This window comes from Flavobacterium gelidilacus DSM 15343, assembly GCF_000422685.1.
GTDB lineage: Bacteria > Bacteroidota > Bacteroidia > Flavobacteriales > Flavobacteriaceae > Flavobacterium > Flavobacterium gelidilacus.
This window is the reverse complement of the sequence record NZ_AUGN01000004.1, coordinates 31,472-48,666: the sequence shown is the minus strand read 5'-3', so window position 1 is coordinate 48,666 and position 17,195 is coordinate 31,472. Positions and strand designations below refer to the sequence as shown.

General features: G+C 27.8%; 15 protein-coding genes. 10 read left to right on the top strand and 5 right to left on the bottom strand.

Going from position 1 to position 17,195, the window contains the following annotated elements; translation table 11 throughout:
- Positions 1-117: 117 nt before the first annotated feature.
- Entirely contained in the window at positions 118-831 is a 714-nt protein-coding gene (locus G507_RS0103005) for a DUF4197 domain-containing protein (RefSeq protein WP_026716099.1), read from the top strand.
- A gap of 167 nt (positions 832-998) precedes the next feature.
- Here G507_RS0103005 and G507_RS0103000 read toward each other — a convergent pair whose 3' ends face one another.
- The 4 genes from G507_RS0103000 to pyrF form a co-directional block, all read right to left on the bottom strand.
- A complete protein-coding gene (locus G507_RS0103000; RefSeq protein WP_026716098.1) occupies positions 999-1,781 on the bottom strand; it encodes an alpha/beta fold hydrolase in 783 nt (260 codons plus the stop codon).
- A 61-nt stretch (positions 1,782-1,842) separates the two neighbouring features.
- The gene (locus G507_RS0102995; protein WP_026716097.1) at positions 1,843-2,637 is read right to left on the bottom strand and encodes an ABC transporter substrate-binding protein; all 795 of its coding nucleotides are present in this window, start codon (positions 2,635-2,637) and stop codon (positions 1,843-1,845) included.
- Entirely contained in the window at positions 2,634-3,137 is a 504-nt protein-coding gene (locus G507_RS0102990; protein WP_026716096.1) for a hypothetical protein, read from the bottom strand. Before G507_RS0102990 ends, G507_RS0102995 begins: the two co-directional genes overlap by 4 nt.
- Before the next feature lie 4 nt (positions 3,138-3,141).
- Positions 3,142-3,957, bottom strand: coding sequence for an orotidine-5'-phosphate decarboxylase (pyrF, locus tag G507_RS0102985; protein ID WP_026716095.1), 816 nt, complete (start codon positions 3,955-3,957; stop codon positions 3,142-3,144).
- Positions 3,958-4,105: 148 nt separating this feature from the next.
- Between pyrF and G507_RS0102980 the strand changes: the two genes are divergently transcribed.
- The 5 genes from G507_RS0102980 (at position 4,106) to tamL (ending at position 13,291) form a co-directional block, all read left to right on the top strand.
- The gene (locus G507_RS0102980; protein ID WP_026716094.1) at positions 4,106-4,573 is read left to right on the top strand and encodes a Dps family protein; all 468 of its coding nucleotides are present in this window, start codon (positions 4,106-4,108) and stop codon (positions 4,571-4,573) included.
- Between the two features lie 41 nt (positions 4,574-4,614).
- Positions 4,615-4,800: a CsbD family protein gene (locus G507_RS0102975; protein WP_026716093.1), complete on the top strand. Its 186-nt coding sequence runs from the start codon at positions 4,615-4,617 to the stop codon at positions 4,798-4,800.
- Positions 4,801-4,893: 93 nt separating this feature from the next.
- Positions 4,894-6,018, top strand: coding sequence for an AI-2E family transporter (locus G507_RS16315; RefSeq protein ID WP_051191471.1), 1,125 nt, complete (start codon positions 4,894-4,896; stop codon positions 6,016-6,018).
- Between the two features lie 18 nt (positions 6,019-6,036).
- On the top strand, positions 6,037-11,016 hold the full coding sequence (locus G507_RS0102965) for a translocation/assembly module TamB domain-containing protein (RefSeq protein WP_026716092.1): 4,980 nt from the start codon (positions 6,037-6,039) through the stop codon (positions 11,014-11,016).
- Positions 11,003-13,291 carry a translocation and assembly module lipoprotein TamL gene (tamL, locus tag G507_RS0102960; RefSeq protein ID WP_035665551.1) on the top strand — a complete coding sequence of 763 codons (2,289 nt, stop codon included), beginning with the start codon at positions 11,003-11,005 and terminating at the stop codon, positions 13,289-13,291. Before G507_RS0102965 ends, tamL begins: the two co-directional genes overlap by 14 nt.
- A 59-nt stretch (positions 13,292-13,350) precedes the next feature.
- Here tamL and G507_RS0102955 read toward each other — a convergent pair whose 3' ends face one another.
- A complete protein-coding gene (locus G507_RS0102955; protein WP_026716090.1) occupies positions 13,351-13,857 on the bottom strand; it encodes a pyridoxamine 5'-phosphate oxidase family protein in 507 nt (168 codons plus the stop codon).
- Between the two features lie 183 nt (positions 13,858-14,040).
- Between G507_RS0102955 and G507_RS0102950 the strand changes: the two genes are divergently transcribed.
- Genes G507_RS0102950 through G507_RS0102935 form a run of 4 tightly spaced genes read left to right on the top strand, consistent with a single transcriptional unit; the run spans position 14,041 to position 17,172 of the window.
- Positions 14,041-14,847, top strand: coding sequence for an MlaE family ABC transporter permease (locus tag G507_RS0102950; protein WP_084518922.1), 807 nt, complete (start codon positions 14,041-14,043; stop codon positions 14,845-14,847).
- Positions 14,847-15,581: an ABC transporter ATP-binding protein gene (locus G507_RS0102945; RefSeq protein ID WP_026716088.1), complete on the top strand. Its 735-nt coding sequence runs from the start codon at positions 14,847-14,849 to the stop codon at positions 15,579-15,581. The genes G507_RS0102950 and G507_RS0102945 overlap by 1 nt, the downstream gene beginning before the upstream one ends.
- Before the next feature lie 6 nt (positions 15,582-15,587).
- A complete protein-coding gene (locus G507_RS0102940; RefSeq protein ID WP_026716087.1) occupies positions 15,588-16,313 on the top strand; it encodes an MlaD family protein in 726 nt (241 codons plus the stop codon).
- Between the two features lie 10 nt (positions 16,314-16,323).
- Entirely contained in the window at positions 16,324-17,172 is an 849-nt protein-coding gene (locus G507_RS0102935; RefSeq protein WP_026716086.1) for a mechanosensitive ion channel family protein, read from the top strand.
- Positions 17,173-17,195: the final 23 nt, after the last annotated feature.

Here is a 17,195-nt window from a genome sequence, read left to right as displayed (position 1 = left end):
TTAATGGTGCAATTTACGAATTAAATAAATTTTATACGATTTAAATATTTTAAAATTTGAATTCTAAATTGAGGCACTATATTTGCACATCTAATAATTAATTAAAAAACAATTAAAATGAAAAAAATATTTTTAGTAGTATTTGCCACAACAATTTTTTCAGGATGTGCAGAATTACAACAAGTTGTCGATCAACTTCCTCAAGGAACAGTGGGATTAAGTCAATTAGATATTGCTAATGGATTAAAAGAAGCTTTAGATAATGGTATCGAAAAACAAGTTTCAAAATTAACGGCAACAGATGGTTTTTTAAAAAATGAAGCTGTAAAAATATTGTTACCCCAAGAATTACAAACAGTTGATACCAAGTTAAGACAAATTGGGCTTTCTAGTTTAGCTGATGAAGGTTTAAAGGTTTTAAACAGAGCTGCTGAAGATGCGGTTAAAGAGGCTACTCCAATTTTTGTAAATGCTGTAAAAAACATGTCTTTTAATGATGCAAAAAATATTTTAATGGGTGATAATGTTGCTGCAACAACTTATTTACAGAGTTCTACTTCTACTGCTTTATATTCAAAATTCAACCCTGTAATTAAAAGTTCGTTCGCAAAAGTTGGAGCTGATAAAGTTTGGACAAACATTATAACAAAATACAACAGTCTTCCTTTTATTACTAAAGTGAATCCAGATTTAACAGATTATACAACAACTAAAGCAATGGAAGGTGTCTTTAAAATGATAGCTGTTGAAGAGCAAAACATCAGAACTAACTTTAGCTCAAGAAGTTCCGATTTATTGAAAAAAGTATTTGCTTTGCAAGACAAAAAATAGTCTGTTTATTTGTTTCTAAAATTTTAGAAATCAATAACATATAAATAACATACAATTAACATTGACTAAAAAAATATTGACGACATTTGTAGTGTTGAAAAACAAATAAGTTTGGTTGAGTTAGTTAGTAAAAAAGAAATCGTTAGTCAGAAGCTATCGGTTTTTTTTTATGCCAAATTTTTCAGGAATTGAATAGAAACTTCATTGAATTTTTGTGCCTGTTCTATATTAACAACATGACCACAATCTTCAATAACATTTAACTTCGAAGAATTATAATGGCTTTTCACAACTTCCTTAATGGATGGTAAAAACATATAATCTTCACTTCCCATTACATATAAAGTTGGTATATTTAATTCAATTTGTCTAAAATATTTTAGTAAAGGATTTATTTCTGCTGTAAGTTTAAACCATTTTATAAATTCTTTTTGGTATAACTTTTTAGCTTCATTAATAAAAAATAATCTTGATTGCTTGTGGTTTGCTTTTGGCATTATTATAAAAGCAAACAATTTATATAAAATCAAATAAGGTAAGACGTGTTTAAAAACATTTCCGACTTTCATTAATATTTGAGAGCGAAAGTTCATTTTTAAAATAGCACCACCTAGAATCATACTTTTTACTCTTGTTGGATGATTTTCTGCTAATTGACGAATTAAAATTGTTCCTAAAGAAATCCCGACAAAATGAGAAGCTTCTATTTTTAGATAATCAATTACTTCTAAAATATCATCTGCAATTGCGTTAAAAGTATATTTTGATGAAGTTACTTTTAATATACTTTTAGATTCTCCATGGCCACGTAAATCTAGAAGCAAAACATTATAATGCTTTTGGAATTCTCTTATTTGTTTGAACCAAATAGAAGAACTTCCTCCTGCACCATGTACAAAAGTTATCCAATCTTGACTTATTTTGTTTTTATAAATAGTGTAAGAAAGCAAATTGATTTATTTAAGGTCCAAAAATAGTGTTTTAATGCCTAAAACAATAATTAATTTATTCCTAAATTTTTCCGTGTAGTTGCTTGAAGTATTCAAACGATTTTAGAATTCGACTTCCATACCAAGAAAACATTTCTCCGTCCACAAAAACAGTTTTAGCATGATGTGTAAAGCGTCCGATTTCAAAAGCATCTTCATCTTTAAAAGGATAAGGTTCTGAAGACAAAAAAACCAAATCAGGATCACCTTCTAAACGAATCTTTTTTAATTCTACTTCAGGATATCTTCCTTTTTCTTTGTAAATATTTTCGAAAAGATTTAATTCTAATAATGTATTAATAAACGTTTCTTTTCCGGCAACCATATGTGGGTTTTTCCAAATAAAATAAGCTGCTTTTTTGGAAGGTTTATCTTTAATGAAATTCTGAAAATCTTGATAAGAAAAATTGATTTTATCATGCCATTTTTGAGATTCAACTCTTTTACTGAAAAGCTTTCCAAAATCTAAAATCATTTGTAAATTGTCTTCAACTGTATAAATATCAGTTACAATAACTGGACAAATTTGACTTAGTTCATTTACAATTTCTTTAGTATTTTCTTCTTTATTGGCAATAATTACATCCGGTTGTAAAACTTTTACTTTTTCAAAATTTACATTTTTAGTTCCACCAACAATAGTTTTTGTTGCCTTGAAATGAATTGGATGCACACAAAATTTTGTAATTCCAACAATAGAATCTTCTAAACCTAAATCATATAATAATTCGGTTTGAGATGGAACAATAGAAACAATACGTTTTGGAGTTGTCTCAAAAATATGATGATTCCCTATTTGGTCTTTATAATTAATCATTTTTTATCCAAAAAATTCGAAACTTGTTTATAATTAGTTATGAGAATTAAACCTAACATGAAATTAATTATTCCTACAATAAAATTAAAATAATCAACTTCATAACCATATATTGAATTATTTGAAGATTTAGTTTTGAAAATATTTATAATTTCAAAAAGTATCCTTGGGAAATTATCTACAAGTAAAAATCCTCCTATTAATAAAATTGCAAACTTGAATATTTCTTCATTGTTAAAATTTCCAAATATTATTTTATCATCATCATAGCCTTTATCTAAACTTAATTTATTAATAATAAAATCTGTCTTAAAAAGTAAAATTAAGAAAAAAGTAATCATTAATAATGTTGATCCTAAAATAACAAACATCATCCAAATTTCTTCTTTATAAATTGATAGGGTAGAAATATTTCGAGGTAAAAAAGTAAACAAAGAAATGATCATTGAATACAAACCAAAAAGTTTAATAATAATTCTAAAAAAATCTTTTTTTGTCATAATTCTACTTGTTCAATATAACTTCCATTTCTTGTTGTAATTTCATGGCTTCTTCCCTAGCCTTTTGTGCAAAATTTTCTTGGTTTGAAGCATAAATAATTCCGCGTGACGAATTGATTAAAAGCCCAACCTCATCATTCATTCCATATTTACAAACATCTTGCAGATTTCCTCCTTGTGCTCCAACACCAGGAACCAATAAAAAGCTTTTTGGAACTATTTTTCTAATTTCAGCAAAATATTCAGCTTTAGTTGCTCCAACTACATACATTAGATTTTCAGCATTTTTCCAATGTTTAGAAGTTTCTAAAACTGTTTTATAAAGTTCTTTTCCTTCTACAATTTTAGTTTGAAAATCAAAAGCACCTTCATTTGAAGTCAAGGCTAACATAATAGTATGTTTGTCTTCAAAAGCTAAAAAAGGTTCAACCGAATCTTTTCCCATATATGGAGCGACTGTCACCGAATTAAAATTCAAATCTTCAAAAAAAGCTTTGGCATACATGGATGAAGTGTTTCCAATATCACCTCGTTTTGCATCAGCAATAGTGAAAATTTCAGGATAATTTGAATTAAGATATTCTATAGTCTTTTGAAGTGATTGCCAACCTTTAATTCCATAAGCTTCATAAAATGCTGTGTTTGGTTTATAAGAAACACACAAATCGTGAGTAGCATCAATTATAGCTTTATTGAATTCGAAAATTGGATCTTCTAACTCTAATAAGTGTTTCGGAATTTTATTTAAATCAACATCTAAGCCAATGCAGAGAAATGATTTTTTAATTTGAATCTGTTGAAATAGTTGTTCTGTAGTCATTTGTAGTTTGTTGTTGGTGCAAATTTACAAACTTGAATTCAATAAACTTAAAATTTTATAAGAATCCTCAAAAATTCTGTAAGGCGTTTACCATGTTGTAGTAATATCTTTGTACAGAACATTTTAAACAACTAAAAAATTATTACAAATGGATACTAAATTAGGAATACCTCAAAAAGACATGAAAACTAATGTTAAAAATCTAACCGTAGTTTTAGCAAGTGAAATGGTTTTATATGTAAAAACTAGAAAATTTCATTGGAATGTAGCTGGAAACAGTTTTATGGAAATGCATAAACTTTTTGAAGGGCAATATAATGAACTAGAATTAATCATAGATGAAGTAGCTGAACGAATTGGAAAGTTAGGCGATAAAGCTATTGGAACTATGAAAGAATTCAATGATCATTCAGTTTTGAAAGAATGTACTAAATACGAAGAGAAAGATGCAATGGTCAAAGAATTATTAGAAGACTATAGAACATTAATAAATAAAATTAGAGATTTCATTAAGGAAACTGAAGAAACAGATGATTTTGGAACAGCAGATTTCTTAACTGCTATAATTCAAAAACATGAAGAACAAGCCTGGATTTTAAGACGTTACAACAACTAAAATTCAATAATAAAATAATTATTAATTCAAAATTTGAAACTATGAACACAACAGAAATTAAAGGAAACTGGAACGAGTTTAAAGGAAAAATGAAACAACAATTTGCAGATTTAACAGATGATGATTTGCTTTTTGAAGAAGGAAAAGAAGAAGAATTCTACGGAAGAATTCAACAAAAAGTCGGAAAGACTAAAGATGAAGTTAAAAAAATGATTGCAGAATTATAATCAACTTCTAAAATTAATCTAGCTGTCTATATATTTATTGGTATCCTAATAAGTTATTAATATATTTATAGGCAGTTTTTTATAAAAAACCAAATGGATAGTACTACCAATAAAACGCACATTGTTCAAGACTTACTAGCATTCGTATTGATTGTATTCTTAGCATATATGTTGCAAGATTTTTTAATTCCAATTCTTTTTGCTATTCTTTTGAGTGTTTTGGTATATCCTATTGTACGCTTTTTTGAAAAAAGATTGTGTTTTAATAGAATTATTTCTATTCTGATTGCTATATTAATTTTCACTACAATTATCTTTATTATTTTTGTTTTAATTGGTATTCAGTTTCAAGATATCATGGACAAAAGTGACATGTATTATGATAAGATTCTAGAAAAAACCAACATCTTAATTAGAGAAACAGAAAATTCAACTGGTATTGAAAGTGAAGACATAGTTGGTGGAGATAATATTGAAGTCAAAGAAATTGTAAAAAGAAATTCTAATAAAATATTTCAATTTATTTCAAGTTCTGGTAGTATTTTAAGTGATTTCGTTTTAACACCATTGTACATGTTCTTTTTCTTGTTATATAGAAGTTTCTTAATAAGCTTCCTATATAAAGCTACTTCTAAAGTGAGTAACAAAAAAAACATGAGAGTTATTTTGAACCAACTTTATGATGTACAACAAAATTATTTAGTCGGTTTAGTAAGTGTAATGGGAATTGTTGGATTACTTAACAGTATTGGTTTATTAGCTCTAGGAATAGATTATCCTTTTTTCTTTGGTTTTTTATGTGCTTTATTATTATTAGTCCCTTATATCGGAATTATTATTGGTTCACTAATGCCTGCATTAGTTGCTTTAGCCACAAAAGACTCCTATTTATATTCTGTTGGTGTGATAGCTATTTTTGGCTTTATACAATTTATAGAAGGAAACTTTATTACACCTAAAATTACTGGCTCTAAAGTATCTTTAAACTCATTTGCCTCTATATTAGTGATTATATTATTCTCCATGTTATGGGGAATTCCAGGAATGATTTTAGCTTTACCAATTACTGCTTCCTTAAAAGTCATTTTTGATCATTCTGTAAAATTTAAATCTATTGGCTTTGTTTTAGGAGAAGCCGAAGAAAAATATTTTACTAATAAAGCAAAATACAGATTAAAAAAATGGAAGAAAATCCGAAAAAACAAAAAGACATCTTAATATAACTTATTAGTATACTTGAAAAAAGCCGCAAAATTTACTCTACGACTTATTCTACTTTTAGTAGCATTATTCCTACTGATAGTTATAGCATTACAAATTCCGTTTGTTCAGAATTTTGTAAAAGATAAAGCAGTCACTTATCTTGAAAATAAAATAAAAACTAAAGTTGAAATTGGAACTATCGAAATAGGTCTACCTAAAAAAATTATTTTAAATGATGTCTATTTCGAAGATCAATCGAACGATACTTTATTGGCTGGGAAATCTTTAAAAATTGACATTAGCTTATTTCAATTATTCAATAATAAAGTTGAAATTAATTCAATTGATTTAGAAAAAATCACGGCTAACATTAGTGTAAATAAAGAGTCTGTTTATAATTTTGACTACATTATAAAAGCGTTTAAAACTCCAAACCAACCAAAAACAGATGAAAAAGGGATGGAAATTTCGATTAAGAAAATTAATCTTAATGCTATTAAATTTTCATATAAAGATGCTGTTGCTAAAAACAATATTGACTTATTCATAAATCATTTTGATACAACTATTGATAAATTTGATTTGAATAATTTAACTTTTGATGTTCCTGAAATAAATCTAAAAGGTTTAAAACTTTCTTTAAATCAAGACATAGAAGAAGCTACAAAAAAAGCCTCTAAAAAAATTAAAGATGAAGCTGATACAAACACTTTAAAATTAGTCCTGAAAAACATTAATCTTGAAAACATTGATGTTACCTATAAAGATGCAATCTCAAATTTAGATACAAAAATTCAATTTGAAAAGCTAAAAACACAAGTCAAAACTATTGATTTAGAAAAACAAATCATAGCTTTAAATTCAATTGAATTAAACAAAACAAATGGTAAGTTTACTTTAACAAAGTCGGCTAAAATCACTCAAGAAAATACTGAAAGTAATTCAAGTTTACCATGGAAAATTGATGTTGAAGACATTTCAATTACGGATTTTAATTTTGAATTTGACAACAACAATGAATTAAAAACACAAAAAGGAATTGACTTTAATCATTTAAAATTAAACGAATTAAACTTTAAAGGAAACTCTTTTGCAATCAATAACGATACTTACAACGGATTTATTAAATCCTTTAAGTTTAAAGAAAAAAGTGGTTTTCAATTAGATGAATTAGCAACCGATTTTAGTTATACTTCAAAAGGTGCTTCTTTGAAAAATTTATCACTAAAAACACCTCAAACTACTCTACAAAATAATATTTTGGTGACTTATCCTTCAATCAAAGCTGTGAATGAGAATTTACAAAACTTGACTTTAGAGGCAAATCTAGTCGACAGCAAAGTCGGCTTCAAAGATGTTTTATTACTTGTTCCTGACTTAAATTCGAATGATATTTTTAAAAATAATCCTAATGCAATTGTAAATTTCAATGCCATTATAAATGGAAAAATGGATGATTTAAAAATAAACACTTTCAATGCAAATGGAATTGGAAACACAAAAGTTGACCTTAAAGGAACAATAACAGGTTTGCCAAATATTGATAAAAGTATTTTTGATTTAAGTATCATAAATTTTGAAAGTACATCCAAAGATATTTATGCCTTCACACCAAAAAATACAATTCCAAACACAATTCAATTACCTCAAAATTTCAATCTTAAAGCAAACTTTAAAGGAAGCATCAATGTGTTCGAAACGAATCTAGATTTAAAAAGTTCACTTGGGAATGCAATTGTGGAAGCTACTTTTGATCAATCTAGAAAAAACAATGAAAAATATATTGCTGATGCAAGTGTAGAAAATTTCGATTTAGGTAAATTCATAAAGAACAATCAATTCGGAAAAGTAACGGCAAATGCAACAATAAATGGAAGAAGTCTTGACCCTTCAACTGCAACTGCAAAATTGACTTCAAAAATTATTAAAGCTAGATTTAACGAATATGATTATAAAAACATAAACATTAATGGAAACATTGACAATGGATTATTTGTTGCGAATGCGAGATCGACTGATCCAAATTTAAACTTTATTTTAGATGCAAAAGGTTCGTCAAATTCAGATAAACCTACATTAGATTTAAAATTAAACCTTGAACTTGTTGATTTAAACAAATTGAATCTTCATGCTGGTCCATTAAAAATGAGAGGAAACATCACGGCTAATTTTGATGATTTGAATCCAGATAATTTGAATGGAAAAATCAATATTAATAATTTTCTTGTTGCTTTAGAAAAAGAGCAGTTTCCTTTAGACACAATAAGTATTAGAGCAGTTTCGACTCTTGAAAAAGATTCTATTATTCTAAAATCACAATTTGCAAACGGAATTATTTCTGGAAATTATAAACTATCAACCATTGCAAATCAACTGTCAAATTCTATTTCAAAATATTATCAATTAGATAAAAAATATGCCAAGAATGAAGAAAATCAGAATTTAGATTTTGAATTCGTGATTAAAGACAATAAAATCACTAAAAAAATAATTCCTGAACTTATAGAATTATCAGAAATCACATTAAAAGGAAGTTACAATTCAGTGAACGATTCCATTGCAATTAATGCTTCAATTCCAAGATTAAATTATGCTAATAATGAAGTTTCAAATGGTGTTTTAAAAGTCAATACACAAGAAAATGCTTTACGTTATGATTTATCTTTAGGTAAAATTAAAAACGAACAATTTGAGATTCCAAAAACTACTTTAATTGGTAAATTAGAAGATAACAAAATTGATTATGCCTTAAATATTAAAGATGCAGAAAGCAAAGACAAATACATTATTTCTGGAATTTATAAAGACAGTTTAGGCAATTCAATCCTAAGTTTTAATCCTGAAAAATTACTTTTAAATTATGAAGATTGGACCGTAAATGAAAATAACGAAATAAAACTAGCGAAAAACGGAATTATAATTCGTGATTTTATTCTTAAAAACAACCAACAATCTTTTTCATTTCAATCGGAAAACAATTCAGCCACTTCTCCAATTGTGGCAAAATTTGAAAACTTTAAAATAGAATCTTTAACAAGTATTGCTAAATCTAATTTTGAAATTGGTGGAGCCATTAATGGTGAAGCTACAATTAAAAATATCACCACTACTCCATTGTTTGTGGCTGATTTAAACATTGAAAACCTAAAAGTTAAAAATGATACAGTTGGAAACCTCAACTTAAAAGTAGATAATAAAACGGCTAACTTATATAATGCAAACGTAACTTTATCAGGTTTAAACAATCAGCTAAATATTGATGGAAATTATAATATTAGTAATGAAAGTCTAGATTTTATTTTAGACATTCAAAAGCTTCAAATGAAATCGCTACAACCTTTTACGTTAGAAAACTTAAAAGAAAGTGAAGGTTATATGAATGGAAAATTAGAGGTTTCTGGAAAAGCTACTAATCCAAATGTAGATGGAAAACTTAAGTTTAATAATGTTGGTTTTCTAGTTGTTTCTTTAAATTCAAAGTTCAACTTGATTAATGATCAAATTACATTTAATACTAATAAAATACTATTTAATGATTTCAAGTTACAAGACGAAAACGGAAATCCATTAAAAATAAATGGCTCAATTGATAGTAAAGATTATACTAATTTAGGATTTGATTTGAATGTTGTAGCTAAAAATTTTAGAGCTGTAAATTCAAAAGCCAAAGACAATGATTTGTTTTATGGTGAATTGTATTTAGATAATAATTTAGGCATAAAAGGAACTTTAGAAAGTCCAATTATTGATGGAACAGTCAAAATAAATGCTGACACAAAATTCGCAATTATACTTCCACAAAGTGATCCATCCATTGCTGATAGAGAAGGAATTGTGGAGTTTATTGACCAAGATCAACCTGTTTTAATTACTATTGAAGATCCAACAAAACAAATTACACAAACTGAAGTAAGAGGAATTGATGCTTCGGTAAATATTGCTATTGATAAAGATGCAGAGATTTCTATCATTATTGATGAAGCTAATGGTGATTTTTTAAAATTAAAAGGTGAAGCCGAATTAACAGGTGGAATTGACCCTTCAGGAAAAACAACTTTAACAGGAAAATATGAATTTACTGGTGGTTCTTATGAAATGAATTTTAATTTAATCAAAAGAAAATTTGACATCAAACCAGGTAGTTACATTCTTTGGACAGGAGAACCAACAACTGCAAACGTAGATATAACTGCGATTTACAAAGTAGAAGCTTCTCCATTAGATTTAGTAGATGACCAATTGGTTGGAATTTCAACTGAAACTCGAAATACATACAAACAAAAAATCCCGTTTGAAACAGAATTAAAAATGAACGGGGAATTATTACAACCAGAAATTTCATTTGACATAGTGCTACCTGATGGAAACAATAGTGTTTCTGCAGAAATAATTGATGCTACCCAAGCTAAATTAGCACAAATAAGAAATGATGAAGATGCTTTAAACAAACAAGTTTTTGCATTATTATTACTGAACCGTTTCATTGGTGAAAATCCTTTCCAAAGCGAGACTGGTGGAGTTAGTGGTGCCTTTTTAGCCAAACAAAGTGCTAGTAAAATTTTATCGCAACAGTTAAACAATTTGGCTGGAGATTTAATTAGTGGCTTCGAATTGAATTTTGATCTTGAAGCCACTGAAGATTATACTTCTGGACAAAAAGAAGACAGAACGGATTTAAATGTTGGTCTTTCAAAACAATTATTAAATGATCGTTTAAAAGTTACTGTAGGAAGTAGTATTGGTCTTGAAGGTGCGCAACAAGAAAACCAACAAGCTTCAACAATTGCAGGTGATGTAACGGCAGATTATTTGATTACAAAAGATGGTCGTTATAAATTTAGAGCTTACAGAAAAAATAATTACCAAGTAGCTTTGCAAGGTCAAGTTATTGAAACAGGTGTTGCCTTTATCATTACCATGAATTACAATAAGTTTAAAGAATTATTTCAAAAAAGTCGCGAAGAAAAAATAAAAGACAGACAAAAAGATAAGAAAAAGAATGAGACTAAATAATTACATCTTACTATTTTTAGCAGTTTCAATTCTCTTGAGCTGTAGCGGAACAAGTAAAATTCCTGAAGGAGATTTATTGTACGTGGGTCATACTATTGAAATTGAAAAAGGCAAAGAATCTAAAAAAATAAGAAAGTCAATAGAGTCAGAATTAGATGGATTAATTCGTCCAAAACCTAATAAATCTTTTTTAGGAATGCGACCAGCACTCTTTTTTTATAACGTTTATGATACTGTAAAAAAAGAAAAAGGGTTTAAACATTGGGTAAAATATAAATTAGGAGAAGAACCTGTGTTAATGAGTGAAGTTGATTTAGAGTACAATAAAAAAGTCATTCAAAATTATGTAGAAAATAAAGGTTTTTTTAATGCTGAATCCAAAGCTGATTCAACTAGAACTGGTAAAAAAGCAAAAGCTAATTATCAAATAAAATTAAACAATCAATATAAAATTAAGTCCATTGTTTATCCTAAAGATTCTATTCTTTTGAGCCAGGAAATTAATAAATTAAAGGAAAAAAGTCTTTTAAAAATAGGAAAACCCTATGATTTAGATCAAATAAAAAATGAACGATCAAGAATTGATGCAAGTCTAAAAGAAAGAGGTTTTTATTATTTTAATGAAAATTACCTGTTAATTCAAGTTGATAGTACTGTTGCGAATCATGAAGTAGATTTGATTTTAAAAATCAAACAAGACATTCCTGAAAAAGCTAAAAATCAATATAAAATCAATGATATTATTGTCTACCCAAGTTTCAATTTAAAAAGAGACACAATTTCTTCCAAAAAAACAGACACAATTAAGTATCAAGATTTGACCATCATTGACAATAAAACCGTTTTTAAACCTCTAATTTTTGAAAAAACGTTATTGTTTAAAAAAGGAGATTTATACAATAGAACTACGCACAATTTATCACTAAATAGATTGATTACCTTAGGAACTTTTAAATTTGTCAAAAATGAGTTTAAAGAAAATGATACTATTAAAAATCAATTAGATGCTTATTACTATTTAACGCCTTTGCCTAAAAAATCAATTCAGGTTGAGACTTTAGCAAAAACCAATTCAGCCAATTATTCCGGAACTGAATTAAACATCAATTGGAGCAATAGAAATACTTTTAAAGGAGCAGAATTATTAAAAATTTCAGCATTTGCTGGATTAGAAGTGCAAGTTTCTGGACAAAATAACGGTTTTAATGTATATCGTTTTGGAGGTGAAGCAAGTCTGACTTGGCCACGATTTATTTCTCCAATAAAAATGAGTTCAGGAAGTGCTTATGTTCCCAATACAAAAGCATTAATTGGCTATGAATATCAATTAAGAACACAACTTTATTCGTTAAAAACATTGAATACTTCCTTTGGCTACATTTGGAAAGAAAATGAGAGAAAAGAACATGATTTAAATGTGGTTAATATTGCTTACACCTCATCGAACAATGTTTCAGATTTATATAAATCGCAAATAGCTACAAATGCTTCTTTGCAAAAAGTAATTGATAAGCAGTTGATTTTAGGAACTACTTATTCTTATACTTATACCAATACAATGATTTCCAATAAAAAAAACAACATTTATTTTAAAGGTGGACTTGATTTATCGGGAAATTCTACTGGTTTAATTTTAGGAGCTAATGATAGTGATAACCCTAAATCAATTTTAGGTGTTCCATTCAGTCAATATACTAAAGCTGAAGTTGAATTTCGTCATTATTACAATTTTAGTAAAGAAACAAAACTCGCTAGTAGAATTATTATTGGTGCAGGAATTCCTTATGGAAATTCAAAAGAATTACCTTTTATAAAACAATTTTTTATTGGCGGAACAAGTAGCATTAGAGCTTTTAGAGCAAGATCAATTGGTCCAGGAAGTTTTAATGGAAATGATACAACTAATTCTTTTTTACCCGATCAATCAGGTGACTTAAAGTTAGAAATGAATGCCGAATTTAGAGGACAAATTTATGATTTAGTAAAAGGAGCAGTTTTTGTAGATGCAGGAAATATTTGGCTTTTAAATGAAGATACTGAAAAACCTGGAGCTAAGTTTTCAAGCAAGTTTTTAAACCAATTAGCAGTTGGAACTGGAGTTGGATTGCGATTTGATTTTAATTTTCTAATTCTAAGAACTGATTTGGCTTTTCCATTAAGAAAACCATATTTACCTCAAGGACAAGAATGGGTAATTGATGATATTAGCTTTGGAAATTCAACTTGGCGAAAAGATAATTTAGTCTTTAATTTAGCAATTGGTTATCCGTTTTAATACAAAAAAAGGCTTTTCGAATTGAAAAGCCTTTCTTATAAGTTTGATTTTTGATTTGATTAGAATTTTAAATCTCCTTCTCTTCCAATATCCATTTTTAAACCTGTTGCAGCTTGTGTAGCTATTTTTAATAATGAAATAATTTTTCCATTCTTATTATCCCAATAGTGTACATCGTTTGGTTTAACACAAATGACAGAAACATTAGGATCTTTTTTTCCTTCATCAAACCATGCCTTTGCAATCGGAGACCATAATTTTTCAATAATTTGTTGATCTTTAAAAATTTCAGCATTTCCAAAAATGGATACAAATTCACTTTCGCTGTTATTGGTATAAAAAAGTTGCACTCTATTATCTGCTTTAATCTCAAAATTTTTATTGCTTTGTGAAGAACTTATAAACCATAAATTTCCTTCTTCATCTATTTCTGTACTTGCCATTGGTCTAGTTTTAATAGGTAATGATGTTAAATCCGTACAAAATAAACAAGTTCTTGTTTCACTAATTAATTCTTGTAATTTTTCAATTGCTTTTTTCTCGAATAAGTTTTCTATTTTGCTCATAATTTATATTTTTTAGTTACTTCAAAGCTATGAAAACTAAACACTTAAGTCATTACAAAATTTTAAGTAAAACTTATAGAATGTCAAGGCAATATGCTATATCATATAATAAAAAACTGAAATTGTGTAAATAAAGATGAGTCCATTTAACTTAAATTTGACCAAAATAATTTATTAAAGAAAATGAGTAAAAAATCACTTTCATATCAAAATAATAAATCACTTTTATCAGTAATAAAAGAGAAAGGTATTGCATTTTTTATAAATGTAGCTAATGTGGTTGATTACTTGAAAAACATTACTCGGAATTTATTTTCAAACAAATTCGAATTTCAAGAATTTTTAAAGCAATGTTACCAAATAGGAAATAAATCCGTCGGTTTAATTTCAATAACCGGAATTATTATTGGTTTAGTATTGACTATACAATCAAGACCACCATTAGTTGAGTTTGGCGCAGTTGCTATGTTACCAGGAATGGTTGCTGTTTCCTTAATTAGAGAAATGGGACCTGTAATTACAGCCTTAATCTGTGCTGGAAAAATAGGATCAAGCATGGGAGCTGAATTGGGTTCAATGCGTGTTACAGAACAAATTGACGCTATGGAAGTTTCCAATACAAATCCAGTAAATTTTCTAATTATTCCAAGAGTTTTAGCCGCAACAGTTATGATTCCAATTCTAACTTTATATGCTGATGCCATTGGAATTTTCGGAAGTTGGTTAGGCGTAAACATTAAAGATGATGTAAGTCTACAACTATTCATAACACAAGCTTTTAAAAGTGTAGAGTTTATTGACATCATTCCTGCTATTATAAAATCCTTCTTTTTTGGAGCTGTAATAGGTTTGGTAGGATGCTACAAAGGGTTTAATGCAGGAAGAGGAACAGAAAGTGTTGGAATTGCTGCAAATTCTGCAGTAGTAACCGCTTCATTATTATTAATCATTGTAGACTTAATTGCTGTACAAATAACCGATTTACTATAATGGAAAAAAATATAATCATAGACATTAAAAATCTCAAAAAAAGCTTTGGTGATCAAAAAGTACTTGACGGAGTTACGCTTCAATTACACGAAAAAGAAAATTTAGTAGTATTAGGAAAATCAGGTTCAGGAAAATCGGTTTTGATAAAATGTATTGTTAGTCTTTTAAAACATGATGAAGGAAGCATTCAAGTTGGAGATAATGAATTAACCGATATTAATGAAGAAGACTTAATTGAAGTTCGTAAAAAAATTGGGTTTCTATTTCAAGGTGCTGCTCTTTATGACTCAATGACTGTTAGAGAAAATTTGACTTTTGCCCTTTCAAGATTGAAAGAAGAGTTTTCAAAAGAAGAAGTTACAACTAAAATTGAAGAAGCCCTTGCCAATGTTAGCATGCCTGATTCAATCGACAAAATGCCTTCTGAACTTTCTGGAGGAATGAAAAAAAGAATTGGTTTAGCAAGAACTTTAGTCGTTAATCCAAAAATCATTCTTTATGATGAACCAACTACAGGATTAGATCCAATTACTTCAGACGAAATAAGTAATTTGATTAATGACACTAAAACAAAGTTTAATAATTCATCTATAATAATTACTCACGATATCAAATGTGTAAAAACTGTAGCTGATAGAATTATAATGATAAAAGACGGAAAAGTATATAAAGAAGGAACATTAGAAGAATTTACAAAAGATAGTGATCCCTATATTAAATCATTTTTTAAATAAGAAAACATGACAACAAATAAAAACACATATAAAGTCAAACTCGGAATTTTTGTATCTTTAGGCTTATTGATATTATTCGCAATAATATTTTTTATAGGTTCTAACCAAAATTTGTTTAGTTCTAAATTTAAAATTTCCACCAATTTTAGCAACGTTAGTGGTTTACAAGTTGGCGGTCAAGTTCGTTTTTCAGGTATTTCTGTGGGAACAATTGAGAATATCGAAATTATAAATGATTCAACTGTAAATGTTATTGCTACCATTGATAATGATGTCAAAAAATTCATCAAACAAGATAGCAAAGCTTCCATAGCATCAGAAGGAGTTATTGGTGATAAAATTTTAACCATATCACAAGGAAGTGCAAAGTCACCAGAAATAAAAGATGGTGCAAAAATAAAATCGTTTGAACCAGTGGAGTTTGACGATATACTTTCATCTATAAAAGTTACGGCTGAAAATGCAGAAATAATTACAGACGAATTAGCTCTTTTACTAACAGATATTAATAATGGTGAAGGAACAATTGGGAAATTAATGAATGACGAAGGAATGGCTAAAGATCTAGACAGAACAATGGAAAATTTAAGAAAAAGTTCCAAAGGTTTAGAAGAAAATATGGAAGCTGCAAAACATAATTTTCTATTAAGAGGTTATTTTAAAAAGAAGGAAAGAGAAAAAGAAAGAGCCAAAAAAGAGGCTGAAAAAGAAGCAGAGAAAAACAAAAAATAAATTCTTATATATGTATTCAGAAATAGACACATTCAAACAATCTATATCTCAATCTTGGTCGGGTTTGATTAGTCATTTACCAACTCTAATATTTTCAATAATTATATTTATTGCTGGTTTACTTATTATTAAATTAATCAATAAATATGCTAACAAAATTATCGTTTCTAAAGCAAATGATCCGCTAATAGCTGATTTCATCTTGAGCATAATTTCGTTAGTCTTAACTATAATTTTGTTCGTAATTTGTTTAGGGATTTTAGGTTTTGATGATGTAACAAATAAAATTTTAGCTGCAGCTGGATTATCTACATTTATAATTGGTTTTGCTCTGAAAGATATAGGAGAAAATTTCTTAGCAGGAATTTTAATGGCTTTTCAAAGACCTTTTAGAATTGGAGATTTAATCCAAATAGACAATGTAAAAGGAAGGGTTATTCAAATGAATTTGCGTTCGACTACTATTAAAACTTTAGACGGAATTGACGCCTATATTCCAAATGCTTCTATCCTAAAAAACAATCTAGAAAACTTTACTATAGATGAGCTAATGCGAAGTGATTTCATAGTTAGTGTAGCTCATGATGATAAAATTGATAATGCTTTTGAATTAATCAATTCTATTTTAAAAGAAAATGAATTCGTCTTAAATATTCCAATGCACGCGGTACTCGTAGATAAAATTGAAAATGACATTGTGAATATTGCTGTCTTTTATTGGTATAGAACAGATGAAGTTAAAGCACCAGGTGGAAAATTAAAATCTGATTTACAATTACTTATTTATAAAAAATTAAAATCAAATGGGTTTAATTTACCAACAACAATTGTTTCCTACGAAAGAATCGAAAAGAATTAAAAATATTAATTTTTATTTTAATA

Coding starts and splice junctions, on each gene's coding strand:
- G507_RS0103005 (WP_026716099.1), top strand. CDS start 118: ATGAAAAAAATATTTTTAGTAGTATTTGCCACAACAATTTTTTCAGGA.
- G507_RS0102995 (WP_026716097.1), bottom strand. CDS start 2,637: ATGATTAATTATAAAGACCAAATAGGGAATCATCATATTTTTGAGACA.
- G507_RS0102990 (WP_026716096.1), bottom strand. CDS start 3,137: ATGACAAAAAAAGATTTTTTTAGAATTATTATTAAACTTTTTGGTTTG.
- pyrF (WP_026716095.1), bottom strand. CDS start 3,957: ATGACTACAGAACAACTATTTCAACAGATTCAAATTAAAAAATCATTT.
- G507_RS0102980 (WP_026716094.1), top strand. CDS start 4,106: ATGGATACTAAATTAGGAATACCTCAAAAAGACATGAAAACTAATGTT.
- G507_RS0102975 (WP_026716093.1), top strand. CDS start 4,615: ATGAACACAACAGAAATTAAAGGAAACTGGAACGAGTTTAAAGGAAAA.
- G507_RS16315 (WP_051191471.1), top strand. CDS start 4,894: ATGGATAGTACTACCAATAAAACGCACATTGTTCAAGACTTACTAGCA.
- tamL (WP_035665551.1), top strand. CDS start 11,003: ATGAGACTAAATAATTACATCTTACTATTTTTAGCAGTTTCAATTCTC.
- G507_RS0102955 (WP_026716090.1), bottom strand. CDS start 13,857: ATGAGCAAAATAGAAAACTTATTCGAGAAAAAAGCAATTGAAAAATTA.
- G507_RS0102950 (WP_084518922.1), top strand. CDS start 14,041: ATGAGTAAAAAATCACTTTCATATCAAAATAATAAATCACTTTTATCA.
- G507_RS0102945 (WP_026716088.1), top strand. CDS start 14,847: ATGGAAAAAAATATAATCATAGACATTAAAAATCTCAAAAAAAGCTTT.
- G507_RS0102940 (WP_026716087.1), top strand. CDS start 15,588: ATGACAACAAATAAAAACACATATAAAGTCAAACTCGGAATTTTTGTA.
- G507_RS0102935 (WP_026716086.1), top strand. CDS start 16,324: ATGTATTCAGAAATAGACACATTCAAACAATCTATATCTCAATCTTGG.